This window comes from Streptomyces sp. NPDC030245 (assembly GCF_055572995.1).
Genome location: NZ_JBVICF010000003.1, coordinates 479352 through 501559, shown reverse-complemented (window position 1 = coordinate 501559; position 22208 = coordinate 479352). Strand labels below are relative to the sequence as shown.

General features: G+C 73.1%; 16 protein-coding genes. 6 read left to right on the top strand and 10 right to left on the bottom strand.

From position 1 onward, the window contains the following. Positions 1-3: 3 nt before the first annotated feature. Together ACZ4Z4_RS10680 and ACZ4Z4_RS10675 are read right to left on the bottom strand one after the other, a co-directional pair. On the bottom strand, positions 4-1314 hold the full coding sequence (locus ACZ4Z4_RS10680; protein WP_468325080.1) for a copper amine oxidase: 1311 nt from the start codon (positions 1312-1314) through the stop codon (positions 4-6). Positions 1315-1378: 64 nt separating this feature from the next. Beyond that, positions 1379-2167 carry a Tat pathway signal sequence domain protein gene (locus ACZ4Z4_RS10675; protein ID WP_468325077.1) on the bottom strand — a complete coding sequence of 263 codons (789 nt, stop codon included), beginning with the start codon at positions 2165-2167 and terminating at the stop codon, positions 1379-1381. A gap of 157 nt (positions 2168-2324) precedes the next feature. On the opposite strand from ACZ4Z4_RS10675, the gene glgX reads away from it, so the two are divergent. Further along, entirely contained in the window at positions 2325-4433 is a 2109-nt protein-coding gene (gene glgX, locus ACZ4Z4_RS10670) for a glycogen debranching protein GlgX (protein WP_468325075.1), read from the top strand. Here glgX and ACZ4Z4_RS10665 read toward each other — a convergent pair. After that, the gene (locus tag ACZ4Z4_RS10665; protein ID WP_468325072.1) at positions 4408-5697 is read right to left on the bottom strand and encodes an MFS transporter; all 1290 of its coding nucleotides are present in this window, start codon (positions 5695-5697) and stop codon (positions 4408-4410) included. The genes glgX and ACZ4Z4_RS10665 overlap by 26 nt on opposite strands. A 90-nt stretch (positions 5698-5787) precedes the next feature. On the opposite strand from ACZ4Z4_RS10665, the gene treY reads away from it, so the two are divergent. Continuing rightward, on the top strand, positions 5788-8349 hold the full coding sequence (treY, locus tag ACZ4Z4_RS10660) for a malto-oligosyltrehalose synthase (RefSeq protein ID WP_468325766.1): 2562 nt from the start codon (positions 5788-5790) through the stop codon (positions 8347-8349). Here the strand turns inward: treY and ACZ4Z4_RS10655 are convergent. Together ACZ4Z4_RS10655 and ACZ4Z4_RS10650 are read right to left on the bottom strand one after the other, a co-directional pair. Further along, complete coding sequence (locus ACZ4Z4_RS10655; protein ID WP_468325070.1) at positions 8285-9415, bottom strand: cytochrome P450; 1131 nt, start codon at positions 9413-9415, stop codon at positions 8285-8287. The genes treY and ACZ4Z4_RS10655 overlap by 65 nt on opposite strands. Positions 9416-9568: 153 nt before the next feature. Further along, entirely contained in the window at positions 9569-10129 is a 561-nt protein-coding gene (locus ACZ4Z4_RS10650) for an FHA domain-containing protein (RefSeq protein ID WP_468325068.1), read from the bottom strand. A gap of 144 nt (positions 10130-10273) precedes the next feature. Here ACZ4Z4_RS10650 and treZ point away from each other — a divergent pair, with 144 nt between their 5' ends. Beyond that, positions 10274-12019: a malto-oligosyltrehalose trehalohydrolase gene (gene treZ / locus ACZ4Z4_RS10645; protein WP_468325065.1), complete on the top strand. Its 1746-nt coding sequence runs from the start codon at positions 10274-10276 to the stop codon at positions 12017-12019. Between the two features lie 70 nt (positions 12020-12089). After that, a complete protein-coding gene (locus ACZ4Z4_RS10640) occupies positions 12090-13103 on the top strand; it encodes an aldo/keto reductase (RefSeq protein WP_468325064.1) in 1014 nt (337 codons plus the stop codon). A 20-nt stretch (positions 13104-13123) separates the two neighbouring features. Here ACZ4Z4_RS10640 and ACZ4Z4_RS10635 read toward each other — a convergent pair whose 3' ends face one another. The 3 genes from ACZ4Z4_RS10635 to ACZ4Z4_RS10625 form a co-directional block, all read right to left on the bottom strand. Then, the gene (locus tag ACZ4Z4_RS10635) at positions 13124-14248 is read right to left on the bottom strand and encodes a M24 family metallopeptidase (protein WP_468325062.1); all 1125 of its coding nucleotides are present in this window, start codon (positions 14246-14248) and stop codon (positions 13124-13126) included. Between the two features lie 117 nt (positions 14249-14365). After that, the gene (locus ACZ4Z4_RS10630) at positions 14366-15046 is read right to left on the bottom strand and encodes a PDZ domain-containing protein (protein WP_468325060.1); all 681 of its coding nucleotides are present in this window, start codon (positions 15044-15046) and stop codon (positions 14366-14368) included. A 49-nt stretch (positions 15047-15095) separates the two neighbouring features. Next, positions 15096-15992, bottom strand: a complete 897-nt coding sequence (locus ACZ4Z4_RS10625; protein ID WP_468325058.1) for a LysR family transcriptional regulator — start codon at positions 15990-15992, stop codon at positions 15096-15098. A 109-nt stretch (positions 15993-16101) separates the two neighbouring features. Between ACZ4Z4_RS10625 and ACZ4Z4_RS10620 the strand changes: the two genes are divergently transcribed. Next, positions 16102-16851 (top strand): CTP synthase C-terminal region-related (seleno)protein, encoded by a 750-nt coding sequence (locus ACZ4Z4_RS10620; protein WP_468325056.1) that lies wholly within the window; start codon positions 16102-16104, stop codon positions 16849-16851. On the opposite strand, the gene phsA is transcribed toward ACZ4Z4_RS10620, so the two are convergent. Then, a complete protein-coding gene (gene phsA, locus ACZ4Z4_RS10615; RefSeq protein WP_468325053.1) occupies positions 16848-18788 on the bottom strand; it encodes an O-aminophenol oxidase PhsA in 1941 nt (646 codons plus the stop codon). The two genes, ACZ4Z4_RS10620 and phsA, sit on opposite strands and share 4 nt — an antisense overlap. Positions 18789-18846: 58 nt before the next feature. After that, the gene (gene cyc2, locus ACZ4Z4_RS10610) at positions 18847-21102 is read right to left on the bottom strand and encodes a germacradienol/geosmin synthase Cyc2 (protein WP_468325050.1); all 2256 of its coding nucleotides are present in this window, start codon (positions 21100-21102) and stop codon (positions 18847-18849) included. Between the two features lie 244 nt (positions 21103-21346). Between cyc2 and ACZ4Z4_RS10605 the strand changes: the two genes are divergently transcribed. Beyond that, a complete protein-coding gene (locus tag ACZ4Z4_RS10605) occupies positions 21347-21844 on the top strand; it encodes a hypothetical protein (RefSeq protein WP_468325049.1) in 498 nt (165 codons plus the stop codon). Positions 21845-22208: the final 364 nt, after the last annotated feature.

The window sequence follows — 22208 nt, the reverse complement described above, 5'->3', positions numbered from 1 at the left end:
TCATCAACCGCCCAGCGGGGGCTGGCCGTTCTGGTTCGCCAGATCCTGCGGAGTGAGCGGGCTCATAGCGGTGACGTCGCGTGCGGCCAGCGAGAAGCCCTGCCAGTGGACCGGCATGGGCTGCTGGTCCTCGTCACGCGCGATGTGGTGGTAGCCGATGTGCACCCAGGAGATCGGGTGGTCCATGGTCTGGCCGTTGACCCACTTGTCGACGCTGTCCGGGGTGCCGTTGGGGCAGCCCGGGTTGTTGCTCGCGTACTGCTCGCACTTCTTGTACTGGGTGAAGTACACGTCGTGCTTGGTGAAGGGCCGGCCGGCGTGCTTGCTGCTGGGACCGGGCACGAACTCGTACGACCGCGGGTGGCCGTCCTTGTTCTTGCCGGCCCCGCTGACCACGCGCCACCAGCGCATGTCCTTGCGGTCGCCCGCCAGCTCCTTGGTGACCTCGGTGCGGGTGGTCTTCGTGGTGGGGCTGCCGTCACCGGTGGGCGGGGTGACCTTGGAGTCGTACTGCTCGACCTTGGCCTTCGGGGAGCCGTCCAGGCCGAAGTTGAGCCGCCAGAAGACGTTGTGGGCGTGGCTCTCGGCCTTGGCCTGCTGGCCCTTGCCGATGGGCCAGCCGCGGTCGTCGCCGCCGTCGTAGTCGTACGGCGAGAGGCTGCCGGTGGCGCCCACGTTGGACGTGATGGTGCCGTCCGAGGAGAACCGCCACTCGGTTATGTACTCGTACCAGGAGGCCTTGTTCACGGTGTAGACGAGCAGGTCCTTGCCCTGGGCGGAGTAGACCTTGCCGTTGCCGCCGGTGCTCGCGTCGTCGTTGAGGCGGTACGCGTGCCCACGCGCGCGCGTGGTGGTGCACAGGCCCTTCACGTTGCCGCGGTTCGGGACCTTGACGGTCTTGATGGTGCCGCCGGGGCATTCCCCGGCGTTCAGGTTCTGGAGGGCCTGGCCGAAGTCGGTGCCGGTGACGTCGTCGTACTCGGCCTGGCCGTCGTCGTAGGGGACGTGCACCTGGGCGAGGCGGGCGCTGGTCAGGACGGGGATCGGCTTGGGCTCGCCCTTCGGCTGGTAGCTGATCTTGTCGAGGATCAGGCCGGAGAGCGAGTTGTAGTGCCAGCACATGCGCCAGGTCGTGCCGCCGTCGACGGTCTGCTCGATCTTGTAGGCGTCGCTGCAGTCGGCCGCGACGGCGGGGGCCTTGGCCGGGGCCGCCGACGCGGGGGCGGCGACGGTGACGGCGCCGCCGAGGAGCGCGGAGACCGCGAGGGCCGTCGTGGCCCCCTTGCGGGCGCGCGAAAGTCTGTTGACGTGCATGGTGGAGTGAACTCCCTCGTACGAGGAGAAGTTGGTGTGTGGTGTCGTGCGCGGGCGGCCGGGGTCAGCCGAGGCGGCCCACGGTGCGGGTGCTCAGGTCGACGACGAGGGCCCGGGTGTCGATCCACGGACCGTTCTTGACCTTGGTGACGACCTGGAGGCACCGGTGCTTGCCGCACTCGGTGAGGTCGGACGGCACGCGCTTGACGGTCTCCTTGCGGAAGACCATGCCGCTCAGCTCCAGCTGCTGCGGGCCGGTCAGGGCCTTGCCCGTGGCGTGCTTGAAGTCCTTCTTCAGGCCCTTGCCGAGCTGGTCGGCGATGAGCAGCCGGGCGCCCTCGGCGAGCTCTTCCTGGCTGGGCGGCGGCTGGACGTTCCGCGTGGTGGTCGTCTCTTCGACCTTGCCGTTCTCCACGTTGACCGTCTTGGTGATGACGGTGTCGTTCTTGTAGTCGTAGTAGACGACCTCGGCGCGGCGCGGCGCGGTGCCGGTGTCGGCCGGGTCCGGCTCGCTGAGGTTGGTGGACAGCAGCTGCGGGCCGCGGTCCCCCTCGACGTCCCGGGCGCTGGAGCGCAGCCGGCCGGAGACCGACGCCTTCTCGGCGCGCTCCATCTCCTCGTCGGTCAGCGGGTCGCTGCCGATGCCCTTCGCGCCCTCCTCGGGCGCGGCCTCCACCACGCCGTCCTTGGCGATGGCGTCCTGCTTCGCCGCTGCCGCGTTGGCCTGGCGGTCCCCCGACCCACCCGCCTCCGCGCCCGGCATGTTGACGCCCACCAGCACGGCGGTGGCGGTCGCCGCGACCGCCGCTCCCGCCACCACCTTCCCGAGGTGGCGTCTGACTATCTCTCGCACTACTCCCCCTACTCCCCTGGCGCCCCATTCGTGGGCAAACCGAGTATGTGGTCAGACGGTTAGACGGGTACAACTCCTGGGTGGTTGCCCCACTTTCCGGGCGACTGTGGCCGAAGTGGCCCCCTCCAGCGGGGGCGTGAGTGGAAGAGTCGTATTCATGCAGGTCTGGCCTGGGCAGGCGTATCCCTTAGGTGCCACGTACGACGGAGCCGGCACGAATTTCGCGGTCTTCTCCGAGGCCGCAGAGCGCGTGGAGCTGTGCCTTCTGCACGACGACGGCTCGGAGACAGCCGTCGAGCTGCGCGAGACCGACGCGTTCGTGCGCCACGCGTACCTGCCCGGCGTCATGCCGGGCCAGCGGTACGGCTTCCGGGCGCACGGACCCTACGCACCGGAGCAGGGGCACCGCTGCAACTCCGCGAAGCTGCTGCTCGACCCCTACGCGCGCGCGGTGAGCGGGCGCGTCGAGTGGGGCGAGGAGGTGTACGGCTACCACTTCGACGAACCGGACGAGCGCAACGACCTCGACTCGGCGCCGCACATGATGACGTCGGTCGTGGTGAACCCGTACTTCGACTGGGGCGACGACCGCCCGCCGCGCACGCCGTACCACGAGACGGTGCTCTACGAGGCCCATGTGAAGGGCCTGACGATGCTGCACCCGGACCTTCCGGAGGAGCTGAGGGGGTCGTACGCGGCGCTCGGGCACCCGGCGGTCATCGAGCACCTCACCGGTCTCGGCGTCACCGCCCTGGAGCTGATGCCGGTCCACCAGTTCGTGAACGACCACCGTCTGGTGGACATGGGCCTGAACAACTACTGGGGCTACAACACCATCGGCTTCTTCGCCCCGCACAACGCGTACGCCTCCTGGGGCGACCGCGGCGAGCAGGTGTTGGAGTTCAAGCAGGCCGTGAAGGCGCTGCACGAGGCGGGCATCGAGGTGATCCTCGACGTCGTCTACAACCACACGGCCGAGGGCAACCACCTGGGCCCGACGCTCTCGTACAAGGGGCTCGACAACGCCTCGTACTACCGCCTCACGGACGATCCCCGCTACTACATGGACACCACGGGGACCGGCAACTCCCTCCTGATGCGGTCGCCGCACGTCCTCCAGATGATCATGGATTCGCTGCGGCACTGGGTCCAGGACATGCACGTGGACGGGTTCCGCTTCGATCTCGCGGCGACGCTCGCGCGCCAGTTCCACGAGGTGGACCGGCTCTCGTCCTTCTTCGACCTCGTGCAGCAGGACCCGGTGGTCAGCCAGGTCAAGCTGATCGCCGAGCCCTGGGACGTCGGCGAGGGCGGCTATCAGGTGGGCAACTTCCCGCCCCTGTGGACCGAGTGGAACGGCATGTACCGCGACACGGTGCGCGACCTGTGGCGCGGCGAGCAGCGCACCCTCGCGGAATTCGCATCCCGGCTCACCGGCTCGTCCGACCTCTACCAGGACGACGGCCGGCGCCCGCTCGCCTCCATCAACTTCACCACCTGCCACGACGGCTTCACCCTGCACGACCTCGTCTCGTACAACGAGAAGCACAACCACGCCAACGGCGAGGACAACCAGGACGGCGAGAGCCACAACCGCTCCTGGAACTGCGGCGCCGAGGGCGAGACGGACGACCCGGACGTGCTTGCGCTGCGCGCCCGGCAGATGCGGAACTTCACCGCCACCCTGATGCTCTCCCAGGGCGTGCCGATGCTCAGCCACGGCGACGAGTTCGCGCGCACGCAGGGCGGCAACAACAACGCGTACTGCCAGGACAACGAAGTGGCGTGGGTGCACTGGCCGGACGGCGAGAACTCGCTGCTCGCCTTCACCCGCACGATGGCGATGCTCCGGCGCGACCACCCGGTCTTCCGCAGGCGCCGGTTCTTCCACGGCCGGCCGGTCCAGGGCACGCACGACGAACTGTCGGACATCGCCTGGTTCACCCCGGAGGGCGAGGAGATGCAGGAGCAGGACTGGGAGGCCTCGCACGCCAGGGCGCTGACCGTCTTCCTGAACGGCAACGCCATCTCGGAGCCGGGGCCGCGCGGCGAGCGGATCTCCGACGACTCGTTCCTGCTGATGTTCAACGCGTCCCCCGGGCCGATCGAGTTCGTGGTGCCGGTCAACCACGGCCGTCAGTGGCAGCTCGTGATCGACACGGCGCACGAGGACGGGGTGCCGCCGGAGCCGGGGCCGAAGGTGCGGGCCGGGGACCGGGTCACGCTGGCCGACCGGAGCCTCACGGTGTTGCAGCGTCCGGCGTGACGGCGGTGGTGCGGGGCGTCTTCTGAGCGTGGAGTGACGGATCGGTGGGGTGGGGGTCGTGGCGGGGCGGGTCGTGGCGGGCGATCAGGGCGGTCACGAACGCCGCCGCGGCGGCCGCGCTGCCGAGGGTGAACGCGGCCCCCGCGCCGTGCGACTCCGCGAGCCGCCCGGCCACCGCGAGCGTCACCGCCTGGCCGCCGACGAAGGCGCTCGCCGCGAAGGTCATGCCCTCGGCGAGCCGCTGCGGCGGCACGGCGCGCTCGGTGAGCGCGAAGCCCGTGATGAGGTTCGGGGCATAGATCGCGCCGAAGAAAGTGACCACTACGTAGAGCCCCGTCAGACTGTCGGTCCACACCAGGGGCAGCGACAGGAGCGCCGCGGCCGCCGTCGCCACGCGCCACCGGGCGATCAGCCCGAACCGCTCGGGCAGCGCGGCCATGGAGAGCCCCACCACGGCGCTCATCACGCCCATCGCCGCGTACACGAGCCCGGCCTGCCCCGGCCGGCCCAGCTCCTCGGTGAGCGCGGTGATCCCCGCGCCGCAGGCGCCGAGCAGCACGCCGAGGAAGAGGAGCCCGACCCGCACCACGTACACGGAGCGCGGCAGCGGCGGGCGCTCGCCACGCGCGCGTGCCGGTCCCCCGGCCGCCTTGGGGGTACGTCCCGTGGGATGCAGCGCGAAGGCCGTGCCGCAGACGGCGACCAGCAGGGCGGCGGCCCCGAAGGCGTACGCCGGGTGGCCCGCCACGGCGGCGAGGCCCACGAAGGCGGGGCCGAGCACGAAGGAGAGCTCGTCCATGGTGCTCTCCAGGGACAGCACGGTGCTCGCCAGCCGGTCGTCGCCGCCCTTGGCGCGCACCAGCGGGACGACGCGGGCCCTGGCCAGCGGGCCGATCCCCGGGATCGTGGCGCCCGCCAGGGCGCCGAGTGCGACGAGGCCCGGCGTCGGCAGGTCCGCGAGTGCGCCGAGGGTGTACGCGGCGATCGCCACGGCGTTGACGAGCGAGAGGACGAGCACCACGGCGCGCTGGCCGTGCCGGTCCGCGAGCCGCCCGACGAACGGCCCCAGGGACACCTGGCCGAGCGCGAGCGCGCAGGCGACGATCCCGCCGGTGGCCAGCGACCCACTGGTCTCCGTCACCAGCAGCACGCTGCCGAACTGGATCATCGCCACGGGGAGCCTGCCGAGGAACGAGACGACGGGGAGCGCCGCCCCCGTCATCCGGATCACCGTGCGGTACGCGTCCCGTGTGTTCTGAGCCATCGTCCGACGCTAACGACGGCGTAGGGCGGACACGCATGAGTCGATGACACGAAAGCCTTCAGACCGGGTACGTACGTTCGCATGACGCGCATGACACCGGAGCGCCCAGGCTCCGCGGTACCACCGCCGCCCACCGCCACCTACCGGCTCCAGCTTCAGCCGGACTTCCCCTTCGCGGCCGCCGAGGCGGCCGTCCCCCATCTGGCCTCGCTCGGTGTCTCGCATCTGCACCTGTCACCGGTCCTTGAGGCGGTCCCCGGTTCGACGCACGGCTACGACGTGGTGGACCACGCGCGCGTGCGGGACGAGCTGGGCGGCGAGGAGGGGCTGCGGTCCCTGTCCCGCACCGTCCGGCAGTCCGGGCTCGGCCTGGTCGTGGACATCGTGCCGAACCACATGGCGGCGGTCCCGCGCCACAACCACGCGCTGTGGGAGGTGCTGCGGGAGGGCCCGGGGTCGCCGTACGCGCGCTGGTTCGACATCGACTGGGACGCGGGCGGCGGGCGCGTCCTGCTGCCCTTCCTCGGCGGCCGGCTCGGCGACGAGCTCGGGCAGTTGCGGGTCGACGGCGCCGTGCTGCGCTATCACGAACACGCGTTCCCCATCAGGGAGGGCACCGAGGAGCTGCCGCTGCCGGAGCTCCTGGACGCGCAGTGGTACCGCCTGTCCTGGTGGCGGCTCGCCCGCACGGAGCTCAACTACCGGCGCTTCTTCACCATCTCCGACCTCATCGGCGTGCGCGTCGAGGACCCGGACGTGTTCGACGCGACGCACGGGAAGATCCTCCAGCTGCTCCACGAGGGCGTCGTCGAAGGCCTGCGGATCGACCACCCGGACGGTCTCGCCGACCCGGGGGCGTACCTCCAGAGGCTGCACGAGGCGACGGGCGGGCGCTGGACGGTCGTCGAGAAGATCCTCGCCGACGGCGAGCGCCTGCCCGCCGCCTGGCCGGTGGCGGGCACCACCGGCTACGACGCGCTGCGGCACGTCGACGGCGTCCTCACCGACCCGGCGGGCGCCGGCGAACTCCTCGGCCAGTACCGCCGCTTCGCCGCGCCGCCCGCCGACCGGGGCGGCGACTGGGACGCGACGGTGCGCAGAGCCGCGTACAAGGTCGTCACACGCGAGCTGGCGGCCGAGGTCGACCGGCTCACGCGCGCGGCGGGCGCCATCTGCGCGGCCGTCCCCGCGCTGCGCGACCACGCGCCGTGGATGCTGCGCACCGCGCTGCGGGAACTGCTGGTGCGGCTGCCCGTCTACCGGCCGTACGCCTCCGGGGGCGACGCGCCCGAGACGGTGCTCACCACCCGCGCCGCCGAGGAGGCCAGGGCGGCCTTCAGCGTGCCCGAGGAGGGCCGGACGGTCGACGTCGTGCGGGACCTGGCGCTGGGGCGGCTGCGGGCGGGCGAGGGGCACTCGGCGGAGCAGGGCCCTGCTCCCGGGGTCCTGTCGGCCGTGGAGGAGTTCCGGGCGCGGTTCGCGCAGACCGCGTCGGCGCTGCGCGCCAAGGCCGTCGAGGACACCGCCTTCTACCGGCACGCGCCGCTCCTCTCGGCGGCGGAGGTGGGCGGGGCGCCCGAGCGTCCGGCGGTGCCGGTGGAGGAGTTCCATGCGTACTGCGCGCGCGTGCAGCGCGACTGGCCCTACTCGGGCACCGTCCTGACGACCCACGACACCAAGCGGAGCGCCGACGTCCGGGCCGGCATCTCCGTCCTGACGCAGTGTCCGGGCCGGTGGGCCGACCTGCTCGTCGAGGTCACCGAGCAGACCTCGCGCGTGGGCGGCACCTGCGCACCCGATCCGCAACTGGCGTGGGCCGCCTGGCAGACGGCGGTCGGTTTCGGCTTCCCCTACGACATGCGGTTGCAGAACGCCCTCCTGAAGCACGTGCGCGAGGCGGGGCTGCACACCAGCTGGACCGAGCCCAACGAGGCGTACGAGAAGGCGGTGGGCGCGTTCGTGGAGGCGGGCCCGTGCGGGCCGCCGCTGTACGCGGTGGCGGCCTTCGCGCGCGACCTCGGCGCCCACGTGCGGGCCAACGTCCTGGGCGCGGCGCTGCTGCATCTGACGATGCCCGGGGTGCCCGACCTCTACCAGGGCACCGAGGGCGAGTACCGCGCCCTGGTCGACCCGGACAACCGGCAGCCCGCCCGCTTCCAGCCGCACGTCCTGGAGCGGCTCGACGCCCAGCGGGAGCGGTGGGACCTCTCGGAGGAGAAGCTGGCCCTCACCGCGACGGCGCTGCGGCTGCGCGGGCGGCGGCCGGAGCTGTTCGGGGGCACGGGCACGTACGAGCCGCTGGCCGCCGAGGGGCCGGGCGCCGCGCACTGCCTGGCGTTCGTCCGCTCCGGAGAGGTCGTGGTGGCGGCGACCCGGCTCTCCCTGCGGCTCGCGGACGCGGGCGGCTGGCGGGAGACGGAGCTGGCGCTGCCTGCGGGCCGGTGGGCCGACCTGCTCGCTCCGGAGCGGGAGTTCGAGGGCCACGCGCGCGTGGCGGAGCTCTTCGCCGTGTCGCCGGTGGCGCTCCTGGAGCGGATCGCCGACGCGGGCGTCACCGAGGACGTGACTGAGGGCGTGGCCGAAGGCGTCACCGAGGGCGTACGAGAAGAGTCCGCGGGCCGCGCGTCAGCAGCCCCCGGGGCTCCGGCCTGAACCCCGGCGCCCAGCGCAGCCCCGGCAGGGCGTCCAGCAGGGCGTGCAGGCCGTACCCGGCGGTGCGGGCCGCGAGCTCGGCGCCCGGGCAGGCGTGGCGGCCCGCGCCGAACGCGAGGCGGCCCGGGTCGGCGCGGCGGATGTCGTAGCGGTCGGGGTCGGCGAACCGCGCGGGGTCCCGGTTGGCGGCGCCGACCAGGCACGCCACGACGGCTCCGGCGGGCAGCGTGGTGCCGGCCACGGCGACCGGGCGGACCGCACGGCGCAGCACGACGGGGGCGGGCGGGTCGCGGCGCAGGGACTCCGCCCAGGCGGCGGGGATCAGCTCGGGCCGCTCACGGACCAGGGCCGCCTGTGCCGGGTCGTCGAGGAGGTTGGCGAGGAACGAGGCGAGCGCGAGGGCGGTCGCCTCGCCTCCGCCGCCGAGGAGCGAGCCGACGAGACCGGCCACGGTTCCGTCCGAGAGGGGCCGCCCGTCGACCTCGGCGGCGCAGAGCACGGAGAGCAGGTCGTCGCCGGGCCTGGACCGGCGCCGCGCCAGGTGGGGGCGGAGCCGGGCGTCCAGTTCGTGGTGGCCGCCGCCGAGGTGGCCGAGGCCGTCCCGGCACCACCGCTGGACGCGTGCGGTGTCCTCGGGAGGCAGGCCCAGCGCGGCCACGACCGCGGCGGTCGGGAGCCACCGGCAGAACTCGGTGACGAGGTCGGTCTCCGGGCGTGCGGCGATCCGGCGGGCCAGTACGTGGGCGGTGCGCGAGGCGCCCGCGGCCAGGGCGGCGACGGCGCGCCCGCGCAGCGCCGGTTCGACCAAGGCGCGGTGCGCGTGGTGCGTGGCGCCCTCCATGTGCGCGAGGGTCCGCCCCGGCGGCAGCGCGACGAGCTCGTCCCGCGCGAGGGCCGCGCACACGTCCGCGTACCGGCTCACCAGCCACGCGCCCATGAACTCGTCGCGGGCCAGCGGATATCTCTCCCGCAGCACGCGGAACACGGGGTACGGGTCACGCGCGACCGCGGGCGACAGGAGACCGGGCGGCGGCGGGACGTCCGGTGGGACGCGGAGGCAGCGCACCTCGGGGCTCCCCCTGTGCGTCGGCGCGGCGAGCGGCCGCGCGGGTGTCTCCAGGGCACCACCGCGGGGCGGCCACCGCAGCCCGCGTACGACCGTGCGGGTGACGTGGGTGAGCCGTCAGTTCACCGTGAGCCTTCAGTGCACCGCGAACCGTCAGTTCACCGCGAGCCGGAACGCCATCCGGCCGAAGCTCACCGAGTCGCCGTCCCGGACGATGGCCGCCCCGGTCACCCTGCGTCCGTTCACCGAGGTGCCGTTGGTCGAGCCGAGGTCGCGCAGCACCCACATGCCGCCCTGCCACCGGAGCTCGGCGTGGACCCGGGAGACCGTGTCGTGGCTGAGCCGCAGGCCGTTGGCCGGGTCGCGGCCGATCCGCAGCGGGTGGTGGCTGTCGGGTGACGGCAGCAGCAGCTTCGGCAGACGCTCGGCCTCCCAGGCCCTGCGCAGCTTCATCGTGAACCCGGAGACGGCTTCCACGCCGCCGAGCACCATGCGCGACCAGCGGCCCTCGGTCCGCAGGTCGTCGGTGAGTGCGGCCAGTTCGTCGGGCCTGCGGGCGGCGAGCACGAGCTCCATGCGCCGCAGGAACGTGTCGTGCGAGAGCCTGCCGACGGCCGCGCCCTCCTTGAGTGCGTCCAGCGCCCGGTCGCGCTCGGCGTCCGTCACCCGCGCGGGGGGCGCCGGGTACGTGGAGAACTCGAAAGAGGATGTCACCGGGCAATTGTCGGGCACCCGCGCCCCAGGTGTCCAGAACGGGCGGACCGAGGACCGATCGACCGCTTCCTCCCACGGCGCGACGGCTTCTGACGCACCATGGGACGCACGGTGTGACGGACAGCGGACGAGGGAGAACCGTCGGTGAGGTTCGAAGTGTGGGCGCCGGAGGCCGAGCGGGTCGTACTGGAGTGTGCGGGCACCACGCGCGCGATGGAGCGCGACGCGGACCGCGAGGGGTGGTGGACGGCACAGGCGGCGGCCGACGACGGCACGCGGTACGGCTTCTCAGTGGACGGGGGCCCTGTCCTGCCCGACCCGCGCTCGCGGCGCCAGCCGGACGGACCGGACGGACCGAGCGCCGTCGTCGACCACGACCGGTACGCGTGGCGCACGCCCTGGGCGGGGCGCGGCGTGCGGGACGCCGTCCTCTACGAGCTGCACGTCGGGACGTACACTCCCGAGGGCACGCTGGACGCGGCGGCGGGCCGGCTGGAGCACCTGGCGGGGCTCGGCGTCACCCACGTGGAGCTCATGCCGCTCTGCCCCTTCCCCGGGCGGCACGGCTGGGGGTACGAGGGCGTGTCGCTGTGGGCGGTCCACGAGCCGTACGGCGGCCCGGAGGCGCTGAAACGGTTCGTCGACGCGGCGCACGCGCACGGCCTCGGCGTCGTCCTCGACGTCGTCCACAACCACCTCGGCCCGTCCGGCAACTACCTGCCCGCGTTCGGGCCCTACTTCACGGAGACGCACCAGACTCCCTGGGGCGCCGCGGTCAACCTGGACGCGCCCGGCTCGGACGAGGTGCGCGCGTATCTGATCGGCAGCGCCCTCGCCTGGCTGCGCGACTACCGGATCGACGGGCTGCGGCTCGACGCCGTGCACGCGCTGCGGGACACGCGCGCGTGCCACTTCCTGGAGGAGCTCTCCGCGGCCGTCGACTCCCTGGCCGCCGAGCTCGGCAGGCCGCTGTCCCTGATCGCCGAGTCCGACCTGAACGATCCGCGTGTCGTCACCCCACGCGCGAGCGGCGGCCTCGGCCTGCACGCGCAGTGGAACGACGACTTCCATCACGCGCTGCACACCGCGCTCACCGGTGAGGCGCAGGGCTACTACGAAGACTTCGCGCGGGCCCCGCTGGCCGCGCTCGGCAAGACGCTGACGCGCGGGTTCTTCCACGACGGCACGTACTCGACGTTCCGTGGCCGCGCCCACGGCCGCCCCGTGGACCGCACGCGGACGCCCGCGTACCGCTTCCTGGCGTACGCGCAGACCCACGACCAGATCGGCAACCGCGCGCAGGGGGACCGCCTCTCGGCCTCCCTCTCCCCCGGCCTGCTCGCCTGCGCGGCCGCGATCACCCTGACGAGCCCGTTCACCCCGATGCTGTTCATGGGCGAGGAGTGGGGCGCCACGACGCCCTGGCAGTTCTTCACCGACCACACGGACCCCGAGCTCGCCGAGGCCGTGCGCCGGGGCAGGCGCCGGGAGTTCGCGGCGCACGGCTGGGCCGCGGAGGACATCCCGGACCCGCAGGACCACGGGACCCGCGACCGGTCCTGTCTCGACTGGTCGGAGCCCGCGCAGGGCGACCACGCCCGGCTGCTCGCCTGGCACCGGGAGCTGATCGCCCTGCGGCGCTCCCGGGGCGATCTGACCGACCCCGATCTGGCTGCGGTGCGGGTCGCGTACGACGAGGAGGCCCACTGGTTCGCGTTCCGCCGCGGTGATCTGCGGATCGCCGTGAACCTCGGCGCGGAGCCCGTCGTCGTGCCGCTGGACGGGCGCCACGCGCGCGTGGTCACCGCGTGGGAGCCGGTCGAGGCGCCGGGGCCGGACGGGATGGTGCGGCTGCCCGCCGAGTCGTGCGTGATCCTGGCCACCGCGTGACGCGCCGCGCGGTCGCCCCGGCGTGCGGCGCCTCGCCTATCTTGGGGGGCCTCACCAGGGGAGGCGAACCATGAAGCAACGTTTTCTGGGCCGGACCGGGCTGCGCGTCAGCGAGGTGTGCCTGGGCACGATGATGTTCGGCAGCGCCGCGGACGAGGCGACGTCGCACCGCATGCTGGACGCGTTCGTGGAGGCCGGCGGCACGTTCATCGACACGGCCGACATGTACGGGCGCGGGGTGTCGGAGGAGATCCTCGGCCGCTGGCTCAAGGGCCGCCGCAGGGACGAACTCGTCGTCGCCACCAAGGTGTTCGCGACGATGAGCGACGCGCCGAACGCCGGCGGGCTGAGCCGCAAGCACATCCTGTCGGCGGTCGACGCGAGCCTGCGGCGCCTCGGCACCGACTACATCGACCTCTACCAGACCCACGTCTGGGACGCGACGACGCCCGTCGAGGAGACCCTCTCCACCCTGGACACCCTCGTGAAGGCGGGCAAGGTCCGCTACCTGGGAGCGAGCAACCACTCCGGGGCGCAGCTTCAGAAGGCCCTCGACGTGGCGCGGGCGCACGGCTGGGAGCCGTACTCCTGTCTCCAGCCCTTCTACAACCTCCTCGGGCGCGAGGTCGAGTGGGAGCTGCTGCCCCTCAGCGCGGCGGAGGGCGTCGGTGTCATCCCGTACAGCCCGCTGCACGGCGGCTGGCTCTCGGGGAAGTTCCGGCGCGGCATGGCGGCACCGCCCGAGGGCACACGGGGAGCGGCGTCCTGGAAGGAGCGCGCCACCGAGGAGACCTGGCGGGTCGTCGACGCCGTCCTCGAGGTCGCCGAGGAGGCCGGGCGCACTCCGGCCCAGGTGGCGCTGTGCTGGCTCCTCCAGCAGCCCGGGGTGACCGCGCCGATCGTCGGGGCGCGGTCCGTGGAGCAGCTGGCCGACAACCTCGGCTGCGTGGGCTGGGAGTTGACGCCCGATCAGCACGAGCGGCTCACGACGGCGAGCGCGCGGCCGCTGCCCCATCCGTACGACGTCCTCGCGTACTACCCGGGCCGCGAGCCGCGCACGGGCCCCCGCACGGACTTCGGCTGACAGCCCTCGGCTGGCGTCCCTCAGTTGACGATCGCCATCTCGCGGGCGGTGGCGTTCAGCCGCCGCCCGCCCTCCTCGGTGACCGTCACGATGTCCTCGATACGGACTCCGAAGCGGCCCGGCAGATAGATTCCGGGCTCTACGGAGAAGCACATCCCCGGCACCAGCGGCTGCTCCTCGCCCTCGATCATGTAGGGCGGTTCGTGGGTGGTGACGCCGATGCCGTGTCCCGTGCGGTGGATGAAGTACTCGCCGTAGCCGAACTCGGTGATCACGTCGCGGGCCGCGCGGTCGATGTCCTGGCAGGCGGCGCCGGGCCGCACCGCCGCGCAGCCCGCCGCCTGCGCCTCGCGCACCACGTCGTGGACGCGCTGCTCCTCGGGGGTGGGCTCGCCGACGTGGACCGTGCGGGAGGTGTCGGAGCCGTAGCCGTCCAGCAGGCCGCCGAAGTCGAGGACGACCATGTCGCCGTGTTCGATGACGCGGTCGCCCGCCTCGTGGTGGGGGTTGGCGCCGTTGGGGCCCGAGCCGACGACGGTGAAGTCCACCTGGGAGTGGCCGAACCGCCGCAGCAGCTCCGCCAGGTCGGCGGCGACGTCCGTCTCCCTGCGGCCCGCGAAGGGCACCTTCTGGATCTCCTCGTACGCCGCGTCGGCCGCCGCGCCCGCCGCCGCGAGGCGCTCCAGCTCCGCGGCGTCCTTGACGGCGCGGAGCATCGGGAGCGCCTGGGTGAGCGAGACGTAGGACGTGCCGGGCAGCGCCTGCTGGAAGCCGAGGAGGTGCATCGCCCAGGCGTTGTCGCTCACGCCGAAGCGGCCCGACACGTCCAGGAGGGGCGCGGTGACGGCGTACGGGTCCTTGCCGTCGGTCCAGTCGCGCAGGGTGAGGGCGGGCGCGCCCGCGGCCCGTGCGGCGTCGGGGGCCTCCAGCGTCGGCACGACGAGGACGGGGTCCTGTCCGGCGGCGAGCACGAGGAGCGTCAGGCGTTCGGTGGCCGCGGTCGGGCGGTAGCCGGTGAGCCACACGAGATCGGGGCCCGGGGCGACGAGGACGCCCGCGAGGCCCGCGGCCGCGGCCGCCGCGGCGGCGCGGTCCATGCGTGCTCGGTAGTCGTCGGCGGTGAAGGGCGCGGGCGCGCTGCTCATGAGGACCTCCTGTTGTCTACGTCAGGAATCCTGCCCCCGGCGGCGCACGACCGCGAACCCGGGGCCCGGTTCGGGCACATGTCTTCCCCACGGGCTCCGGGCTCGTCCCACCGCGGCTCACGTCACGACGCCCGGCCTGACCGACAGGACCTGCCGGCCGCCGCCCGCGTGGCGCACCGTCAAGGTGACCTGCCTGCCGGGGTGTGCGGCGCCGACGACCGCGGCGAGCCCGGCCGCCGAGTCGATACGGGTCCTGCCGAACGCCAGCAAGGTGTCGCCGCGCACCAGCCCGGCCGTGTGGCCGGGTCCCGGGATGTGGACGCCGACCAGCAGGGCGCCGGGGCCGCGCAGGGCGTCGACGGCCTCGATGCCGAGGGTGGCGGGCGGGCGGGTGATGTGCTGCGGGGAGACGGGGAGCTTCGCGGAGGCGGCGGCCGAACCGGGGGCGGCCCCGGCGCCGGGGCCGGCACTGGCGCCGGGAGCGGCGGGCCCGGGTGGCGTCGACCCGGGTGGCGTCTTTCCGCTCTCGCTCCGCAGCTCCGCGAGCTTGCTCATGCCGACGACGGTGGCGCCCACCGTGCCGAGGCCGATGCCCGTGAGCACCAGGACCGCCGCGCACAGCGGCCCGAACAGCAGGGCCGTCAGACGCCCGCCGCGGCGCCTCGCGGCGTGCGGCCGGTGGCTGTTCCCGGGCCGGGACAGTTTCCCGAAGCGCCTCCCGGGTGCCGGGGCGGGGCCCTGGCTGGGGCCGGGGTGCCGGCCCGGCATCGGCTTGGGCCGCAACGTGGTCTGATCCATGGCTCGCCTCCGGCCACAGCTCTACCCGGCGCGCCCCCATGGTGACGCCTCACGAACGAGTGATGTCCGGCGCGGCCCCGATCGGCTGGGCGGTCAGTTGGGCGGCCAGTGCCGCCGCGGGCCCGCGCAGGGTGCCCGCGTGGAGCAGCTCCGTGCGGTGGACGACACGGGGCGCCGTCAGCGGCACGGCGACCGTGCCCGGCGCCTCGTCGGCCACCGGCCGCGGCAGCAGGGCGAGGCCGTGGCCCGCGGCGACCAGCTCGGCGAGGGTGCGCAGGTCCGTGCCGTCGTAACGCAGCGCGGGCCGGAAGCCCGACGTGCCGCAGGCGTCGCGGAGCCGGGCCAGCGGCAGGCCGGTGCCGGGGGCGTCGAGCCAGCGGGCGTCGACGAGGTCGGCGAGGCGCAGCCCGGCGCGGTGGGCCAGCGGATGTCCCTCGGGGAGCAGCACGGCGACGGGCTCCTGGGCGATGCCGCGCGCGGTCAGTGGCGCCACGTCCGGGAGGCGCAGGGGGTCGTTCGGGGCGGCAAGCCCGTCGACGAGGCCGAGGTCGGCGGCGCCGGTCGCGACGGCCGCGGGTATCTCTTCGCGGGGCAGTACGGACAGGGTGACCCCCGCGAGGGGCAGGGCCCGCACGGTACGCCGGGTCAGCGCGGTCGACGTGGCCGCGAGCGCCAGACCCTGCTCGGGGGCGGCCGCCATGCGGACCACCTCGGCGCGGGCCGCGTCCAGCCGCAGCAGCAGCGGGTCGGCGTGCTCCAGGAGGCGGGCGCCCGCCGGGGTGGGGGCCACCGGGCGGCGGGTCAACAGGGCCGCGCCGAGGTCCTGCTCCAGGGCGGCGATGTGCTGGGAGACGGCGGACTGCGTATAGCCGAGCAAACGGGCCGCCTCGGAGAACGAGGCGAGCCGGGCCACTGTCACGTAGGTGCGCAGGAGGTGCGGATCCATGCCCCAAGGATCGTGCAGGGCACCTCGTGCGAAGGCATCAGTAACGCTTATGGCGCGTGCAGATTTCGTCGTTGGACGTGGGGTGCGGGGCGCGCCCAGGATGCTGGGCATGACCACAGCAACGTACGCCTCAGCTCTCGGCGTCCCCGCGTCCCGGGCCGCCCGCATCGCGCTCGTCGGTGACCGCTCGCCCCATGTCACCGCCCACACCCGGGTCCCGCTCCTCCTTGACTCCCTCGCGGCCACGGACCGCCTCGCGCTCGACCCGTACTGGATACCGACCGAGGACGCCGAGGACCCGGACGCCGTGCGCGGCTTCGACGCGGTGTGGGTGCTGCCGGGCAGCCCCTACCGCAGCGAGGCGGGCGCGCTCACCGCGATCCGCACGGCGCGCGAGAGCGGCATCCCCTTCCTCGGCACCTGCGGCGGCTTCCAGCACGCGCTCCTCGAATACGCGCGGAACGTGTGCGGCCTGACCGGCGTCGCGCACGCCGAGAACGACCCCGAGGCGGACGACTTCCTCATCGCCCCGCTCGCCTGCTCACTGGTCGGCCACGAGGGCACGGTGACGATCGCCCCCGGCTCGCTCGCCGAGTCCGTCGTCGGTGCCCGCACGTCGATCGAGCGCTACCACTGCTCCTACGGCCCCGCGGCCCACCTCGACACGCTCCGCGAGCACGGGCTGCGCTTCACGGGCGAGGACGAGGAGGGCCGGCCCCGGATCGCCGAACTCCCCGGCCACCCCTTCTTCCTCATCACCCTCTTCCAGCCGGAACTCGGCGGCGACGGCTCGCGGCCGCACCCGATCGTGCGAGCGCTGGCGCGAGCCGCCGTCCGGCACGCGGGGGTGCCCGCCTAGCCGGAGTGGCCTCCGTGGCCGCCGCCGTGACCGGTGCCGTGGTCGAACTTCAGGGCCTCCTTCGGCATGACGACGAAGGGCCGCATCATGCCCATGTCCTCGTGCTCCAGGAAGTGGCAGTGGTACATGAACCGGCCGTACGCCCCGTCGAACTTGCCCATGACGCGCAGCATCTGCCCGCCGGGGACCCGGAAGACGTCCTTCCAGCCGCGCTCGTTCGGCGCCAGGGGGATCGGCCGCGCCGGGTCGGCGGCGACCGGGGTGCGGGTGCCGCCGATGGTGACGTCGAAGCCCGAGACGTCGTACGTGTCACGGCCGAGGAGCTGGAAGTCCGCCAGGTGTATGTGCATCGGGTGGAGCACCGGCGGGTTCGCGGCGAGGTTCAGGAAGCTCCACTGCTCGTGGCTGCCCTCGGCGATGGTGATGCCGAGGCCGTCGTTGAACGTGCGGGCGATGCGGCGGTACGTCTTGACCTTGCCGTCCTCGCCGCGCACCTGGATGATCCCCTCGGTCGGGACCTGGATGTCGCCCGGCTCCTTGACCTCGACCATCTCCCAGATCTCGGGGTGGCCGCCGCCGCCCTTGGTGGCGGGCGGGGTCAGCACGATCAGCCGGTGGCCGTGCTGGATGTCGTGCGTGAGCGGGCGGAACGAGCCCGAGAGGACCTCCGGCAGCTCGAAGGTGTCCGGCTCCGCGCACTCGCCGACGCGGAACTCCATGACCTGCGGATAGCGCACGTCGTTCGCCACGTCGGGCACGCCGGGCGCCTGGCCGCGCCCCTTGTTGACCAGGCGCAGCCGCTGTCCGGCCAGTCCCCTGAAGTCGACGAGGAGGTCCATGCGCTCGGCCGGCGCGACGGTGAGCGTGGGCAGCGCCCCTTCGAAGTCGACCGGCACGGGGCGCGGCAGGAGCCCGCCGTCGCTGCCGATCTGGTGGAGGACGCCCTGCACGGGGTTGTCGTCCTCGTCTATCAGGACCAGGTCGTAGATACGGGCGTTCGACGCGTTGACCAGGCGGAAGCGGTACCAGGCCGCTTCCACGTCCGCGTAGGGCCAGATGCGGCCGTTGACCGTGGTGTACGGGCCGGTGAAGGGCAGGGAGACCGGCTTGCCCGTCTCCGCGTTCTTCGGGTCGACGATGGTGGTCTTGTGCAGGAGGCGGCCGTTCAGCCGGTTGTCGCCCTCGTCCGTGTCGAGGTTCCTGTCGGCGATGAGGAGGGGGATCTCCCGCTCTCCGCGCGGGAGTTGGAGCGCGTCCTCCTCGTCGTCCCGGACGAGATAGGTGCCGTACAGGCCCGCCATGACGTTCCACCGGGTGATGTTCATGGCGTGGTCGTGGTACCACCACTGGACCGCCTGGTGGTCGTTCGGATATTCGGAGAGCTGGGCGTCGCCGTAACCCACGGCGTTGTCCGCCCAGCCGTCGTTGCCGCCGCCCGTCTGGGCGCCGTGCAGGTGCGTCACCGACCAGGCGGGCAGCGCCGCCACGTCCTTGTTCGGCTCGACGCCCGCGCGGCCGGGCAGCGTGCTGGGCGGCGGGTCGGCGCGCGGGACCTCGACGGCCGTGACGGGATACTCGCCCTGCGGAATGCGGTTGGTCCAGGCGATGCGGATCCGCTGCCCGCGCCGCACCTCGATGGTGGGGCCCGGCACCGAGCCGTCATACCCCCACATCAGGGTCGGCGGCAGCTGCGGGTGCAGGCGAACCCAGGTCGGCCGCAGCGCGATCTCGGTCTCCTCCCGCACGTCCACCGAGTCGGGCCGCAGGACCGGCGGGACGGTCAACGGCGCGACGAACGGCGCCAGTTCGCCGTCGACGGGCGCCTTGGTCGCCGCTTCGGCCTCGGTCTGTGCACGGTCCCCCGTCAGCCGGTCCGTGATGGGCTCGTGGTGCGTGTTGCTCTCGTCGTCCGTGACGCGCTCGATGATGTCGGTCATGGTGGAACACCCCCGTGTTCATCCCCCGTTGCGCGGCCGCTCGAAGGCCGCCTTCACTTCAGAAGACTCCCGGCGTCCCAGTGAAGTTCCAAGAACCCTCCATTCCGGATGAAACCATTCGAAGGGGACCGCTCGGCGCCCGGTCGGGCACGAAGCCGTGCGCGCGCCTGGCCAGGTCCTCCGCGCCGTAGCGCCGGCAGTCGCGGTGCCAGTTCACGATGCCCGCGAGCCAGTTCCGCAGATCCGCCACATAGCCGTCCATGGCCGCCCGCGCCGTCCGCGACAGCGCGAAGTCGTCGTACAGGACGGGGAACTCGTGCGCGGCGACGTGCTCGAACTGCCGCATGCGCTGGGTCGTCAGATCGTGGACGACGCGCAGCGCGGTCGGGTAGTCGCAGCCGAAGAAGTTCTGCACGACCAGGATGCCGTTGTGGATCTCACCCTCGTACTCGATCTCCTTCTGGTACGAGAAGATGTCGTTCACCAACATGGCGTAGTCCATGGCGGCGTTCTCCAGGGAGCGGACGGGGCCGCTCCGGTAGATCTCCGGCGGCACGGACGGGCCGTGGCCCATGCGGCACAGGTTCATGGTGAGCTCGGAGCCGAAGGTGGCGCGGCGCATCTCCAGGTAGTCGACGGGGTCGGGGATGCGGTCGTACAGCTGGTTGAAGACCTCCCACACCCAGCTCTCGGTCATCACTCCCACGGCGTCCCGCAGCCCCTTGCGCTGCGCGCCGTTCATGTCGCGGGTCGTGCGCCGCCACAGGTCGGCGAGGCCGCGCTCCATGGCGTTCGCGGGCGCCGGCGCGGGGTCGCCCGCGAGGGGCATGCAGGCGGTGAGGCGCTCCGTGCAGAGCTTGGCGGCGGCGAGGTCGCGGCGGTGGCCGAAGACCAGGGGGTAGTAGTCGTCTCCGTAGGTGCCCCAGGCCAGCCACTGCGAGCTGAGGTCGAGGGCCTCCGGTGAGCCGTCGGGGTCGAGCCCCGCGGCGCACAGCGGCAGGTCGTACGCGTCGAGCTTGTCCTCGTCCCAGACGCCCTCCGCCAGGATGCCCGTCGCGTGCGCCCACCCCGTGAGCCGCTGCCGCGCGGTGGCCAGGCCGGGGTTGAGCCGCAGCGGGAACGGCATGTAGAGGTCGGGCACTTGGGAGGGGCCCACCTTCTGGAAGGGAACGTGGGTGAAGGACCGAAGCCGTTCCGCCCCGGCGGCCGCGAGCAGTGCGCCCACGTCGGTGGCCGAGGTCCCGAGGCCGGTGGGACGGGTAAGTGCGGTCGGTCCGGTGAGCGCGGTCGGTCCGGTGCGACCGGTGAGCCGTGCGCCGTCGAGCGCACCCTCGTTCATGTACCGGCTGGAGCGCAGGTGCCATTCGTGGCCGCCCGACTGCCAGTCCTGGAGTCCGCGCGTGTAGGCGGCGACCGCGGCGAGTTCGGGCGGGGTGAGGCCCTTCTCCAGGGCGAGGGCGGGCACTTCGGTGACGGCCGTGTGCTCGAACTGGTGCAGCCGTGAGGTGAGGATGTCGTTGACGATGTCGGCGGCTTCCTGGGTGGTGCAGTCGAAGAAGGTCTCCAGGACCAGCACTCCGTTGCTGAGCTCGCCCTCGTCCTGGACCTCCCGCTGGTACGAGAAGAGGTCGTTCCGCAGGTGGACGCCGTCGCTGAAGGTCTCCATGAGCACACGCAGCGGCCTCGACCGGGCGACCGCGGCGGGCACTTCGGCGGTCGCGTACTCGATGAGGCCCGCCGACCAGGGGGCGCCGCCCACCTTGCGGCGCATCTCGATGTACTCGACGGGGTTGGCGACGCGCCCTTCGTTGATGTTGGAAAGCTCCCACATCGACTCGTTCAGGAGGTGTTCCGTCGATTCCGCGAAGCGGCGGCGCCAGTCCTTGGACATCGCGGGCACCGTGCGCGCCCACAGGTCGGCCAGGCCCGCCTCGACGGGGTTCTTCGGCTCGGGCACCGGGATCGACAGGTCCATCGGCATGAAGAGGGGCAGCCGGTCCAGGTGGGCCTTGCCGGCCGTGCGGTCCTGGGTGCGTTTGTACATGTCCAGGAAGTGGTCGTCGAAGAAGAAGACCCACACGTACCAGTCGGTGATCAGCGAGAGTGCGGGCCCGTCGCACTCCGGGTGGGTGTAGGCGCACAACAGGCCGTAGTCGTGCGCGTCGAGGTCGCTCTGCTCCCAGATGCCGGAACCTTCCAGCATGCCCATCTCTCGCGCCCACTCCGTGGAGTGCGCGCGCGCCTCCTCCAGGTGGGGGTTGAGCCGTGCGGTGTACGGCATGTAGAAGTGCGGCAGTTCGAACGGCTGCGTCATGGCCCCCGCCCTACCCGAGCTCTCTGGCCGACATCCGCGTGAGGGCAGATGATCGCACCATCGCGTGAATCGGGGGCGCCGGGGGGCGTGTTGGGGGCGCGCGGAGGTGTGAGGGGGTGGGGGGTGGCGATGGCGTGCGGCGGGAACGCCCCGGGGGCGGGGCTTACTGAATCATCGGTTTCGCCGCGTGCGGACGGCTCACGCCTCTAGGCTGCCGTCCACGCCCCCGGAAGGAATCACCTCCATGACTGATGCGCCGCCGCGAGCGGAGCTGCTCCTGGACCGTGAGGTCCCCGACGACCTGCGCCAGGAGCTGGTCGCCGCGTTCGACCGGCTCGGCGTCCCTCCGGCCCGGGTGCGGCGCACCCTCGACCATCGCGGGGCCGCCGACATCCCGTGGCTCGTCCTGGCGTCGCTGCCCCTCCAGGCGTTCCTCAGCGGCCTCGGCGCCGAGGCGGTCAAGGACGCGTACGAGGCGTTCAAGGGTGTCGTACGGCGGACGGCGCGTCCCGCGTCACCCGCCCCCGGCACCTCTGACGCCCTGGGCGACGCCCGCGAGGCGCGGCCGATGGTGCTGCGGGACGCGGTCACCGGGCTCGACGTCGTCCTGGAGCCCGATCTTCCCGCCGAGGCGTACGAGACGCTCACCGCGCTGGACCTGACGGAGTTCGCGGTCGGGCCGCTGCACTACGACCGCGCCCAGGGTCGCTGGCGTTCGGTCCTTGACGAGGCCGCCGGCTGACCCGCCGGCCGGAGGACGCGGCGGTCCGGCCGCCGCGGATCGGGGGCTGACTGTGACTGCGCGGATCGCGTGTACGGACCTGACCCGGGCCGAACAGGCCTGCGTCGACGGCGAGTCGGCGCTGGCGGAGGGCGACACGACGGCCGCCGAACACCACTTCCGGAGCGCGCTGACGCTGGTGCTGGCCGGGGCGGAGGCGGCGGGCGACGCGTATGGAGAGGGTGGCGCGGACGGGGGGTGCGTTCACGGAGACGGCGCCGGCGGGGGGTACGCCTACGGAGGCGGTGCCGTTGGGGTCGGCGCCCCTGGGGGCAGCGCCACCGAGGTCAGCGCCACCGGGGGTGACGCGGTCGGGGGTGACGCG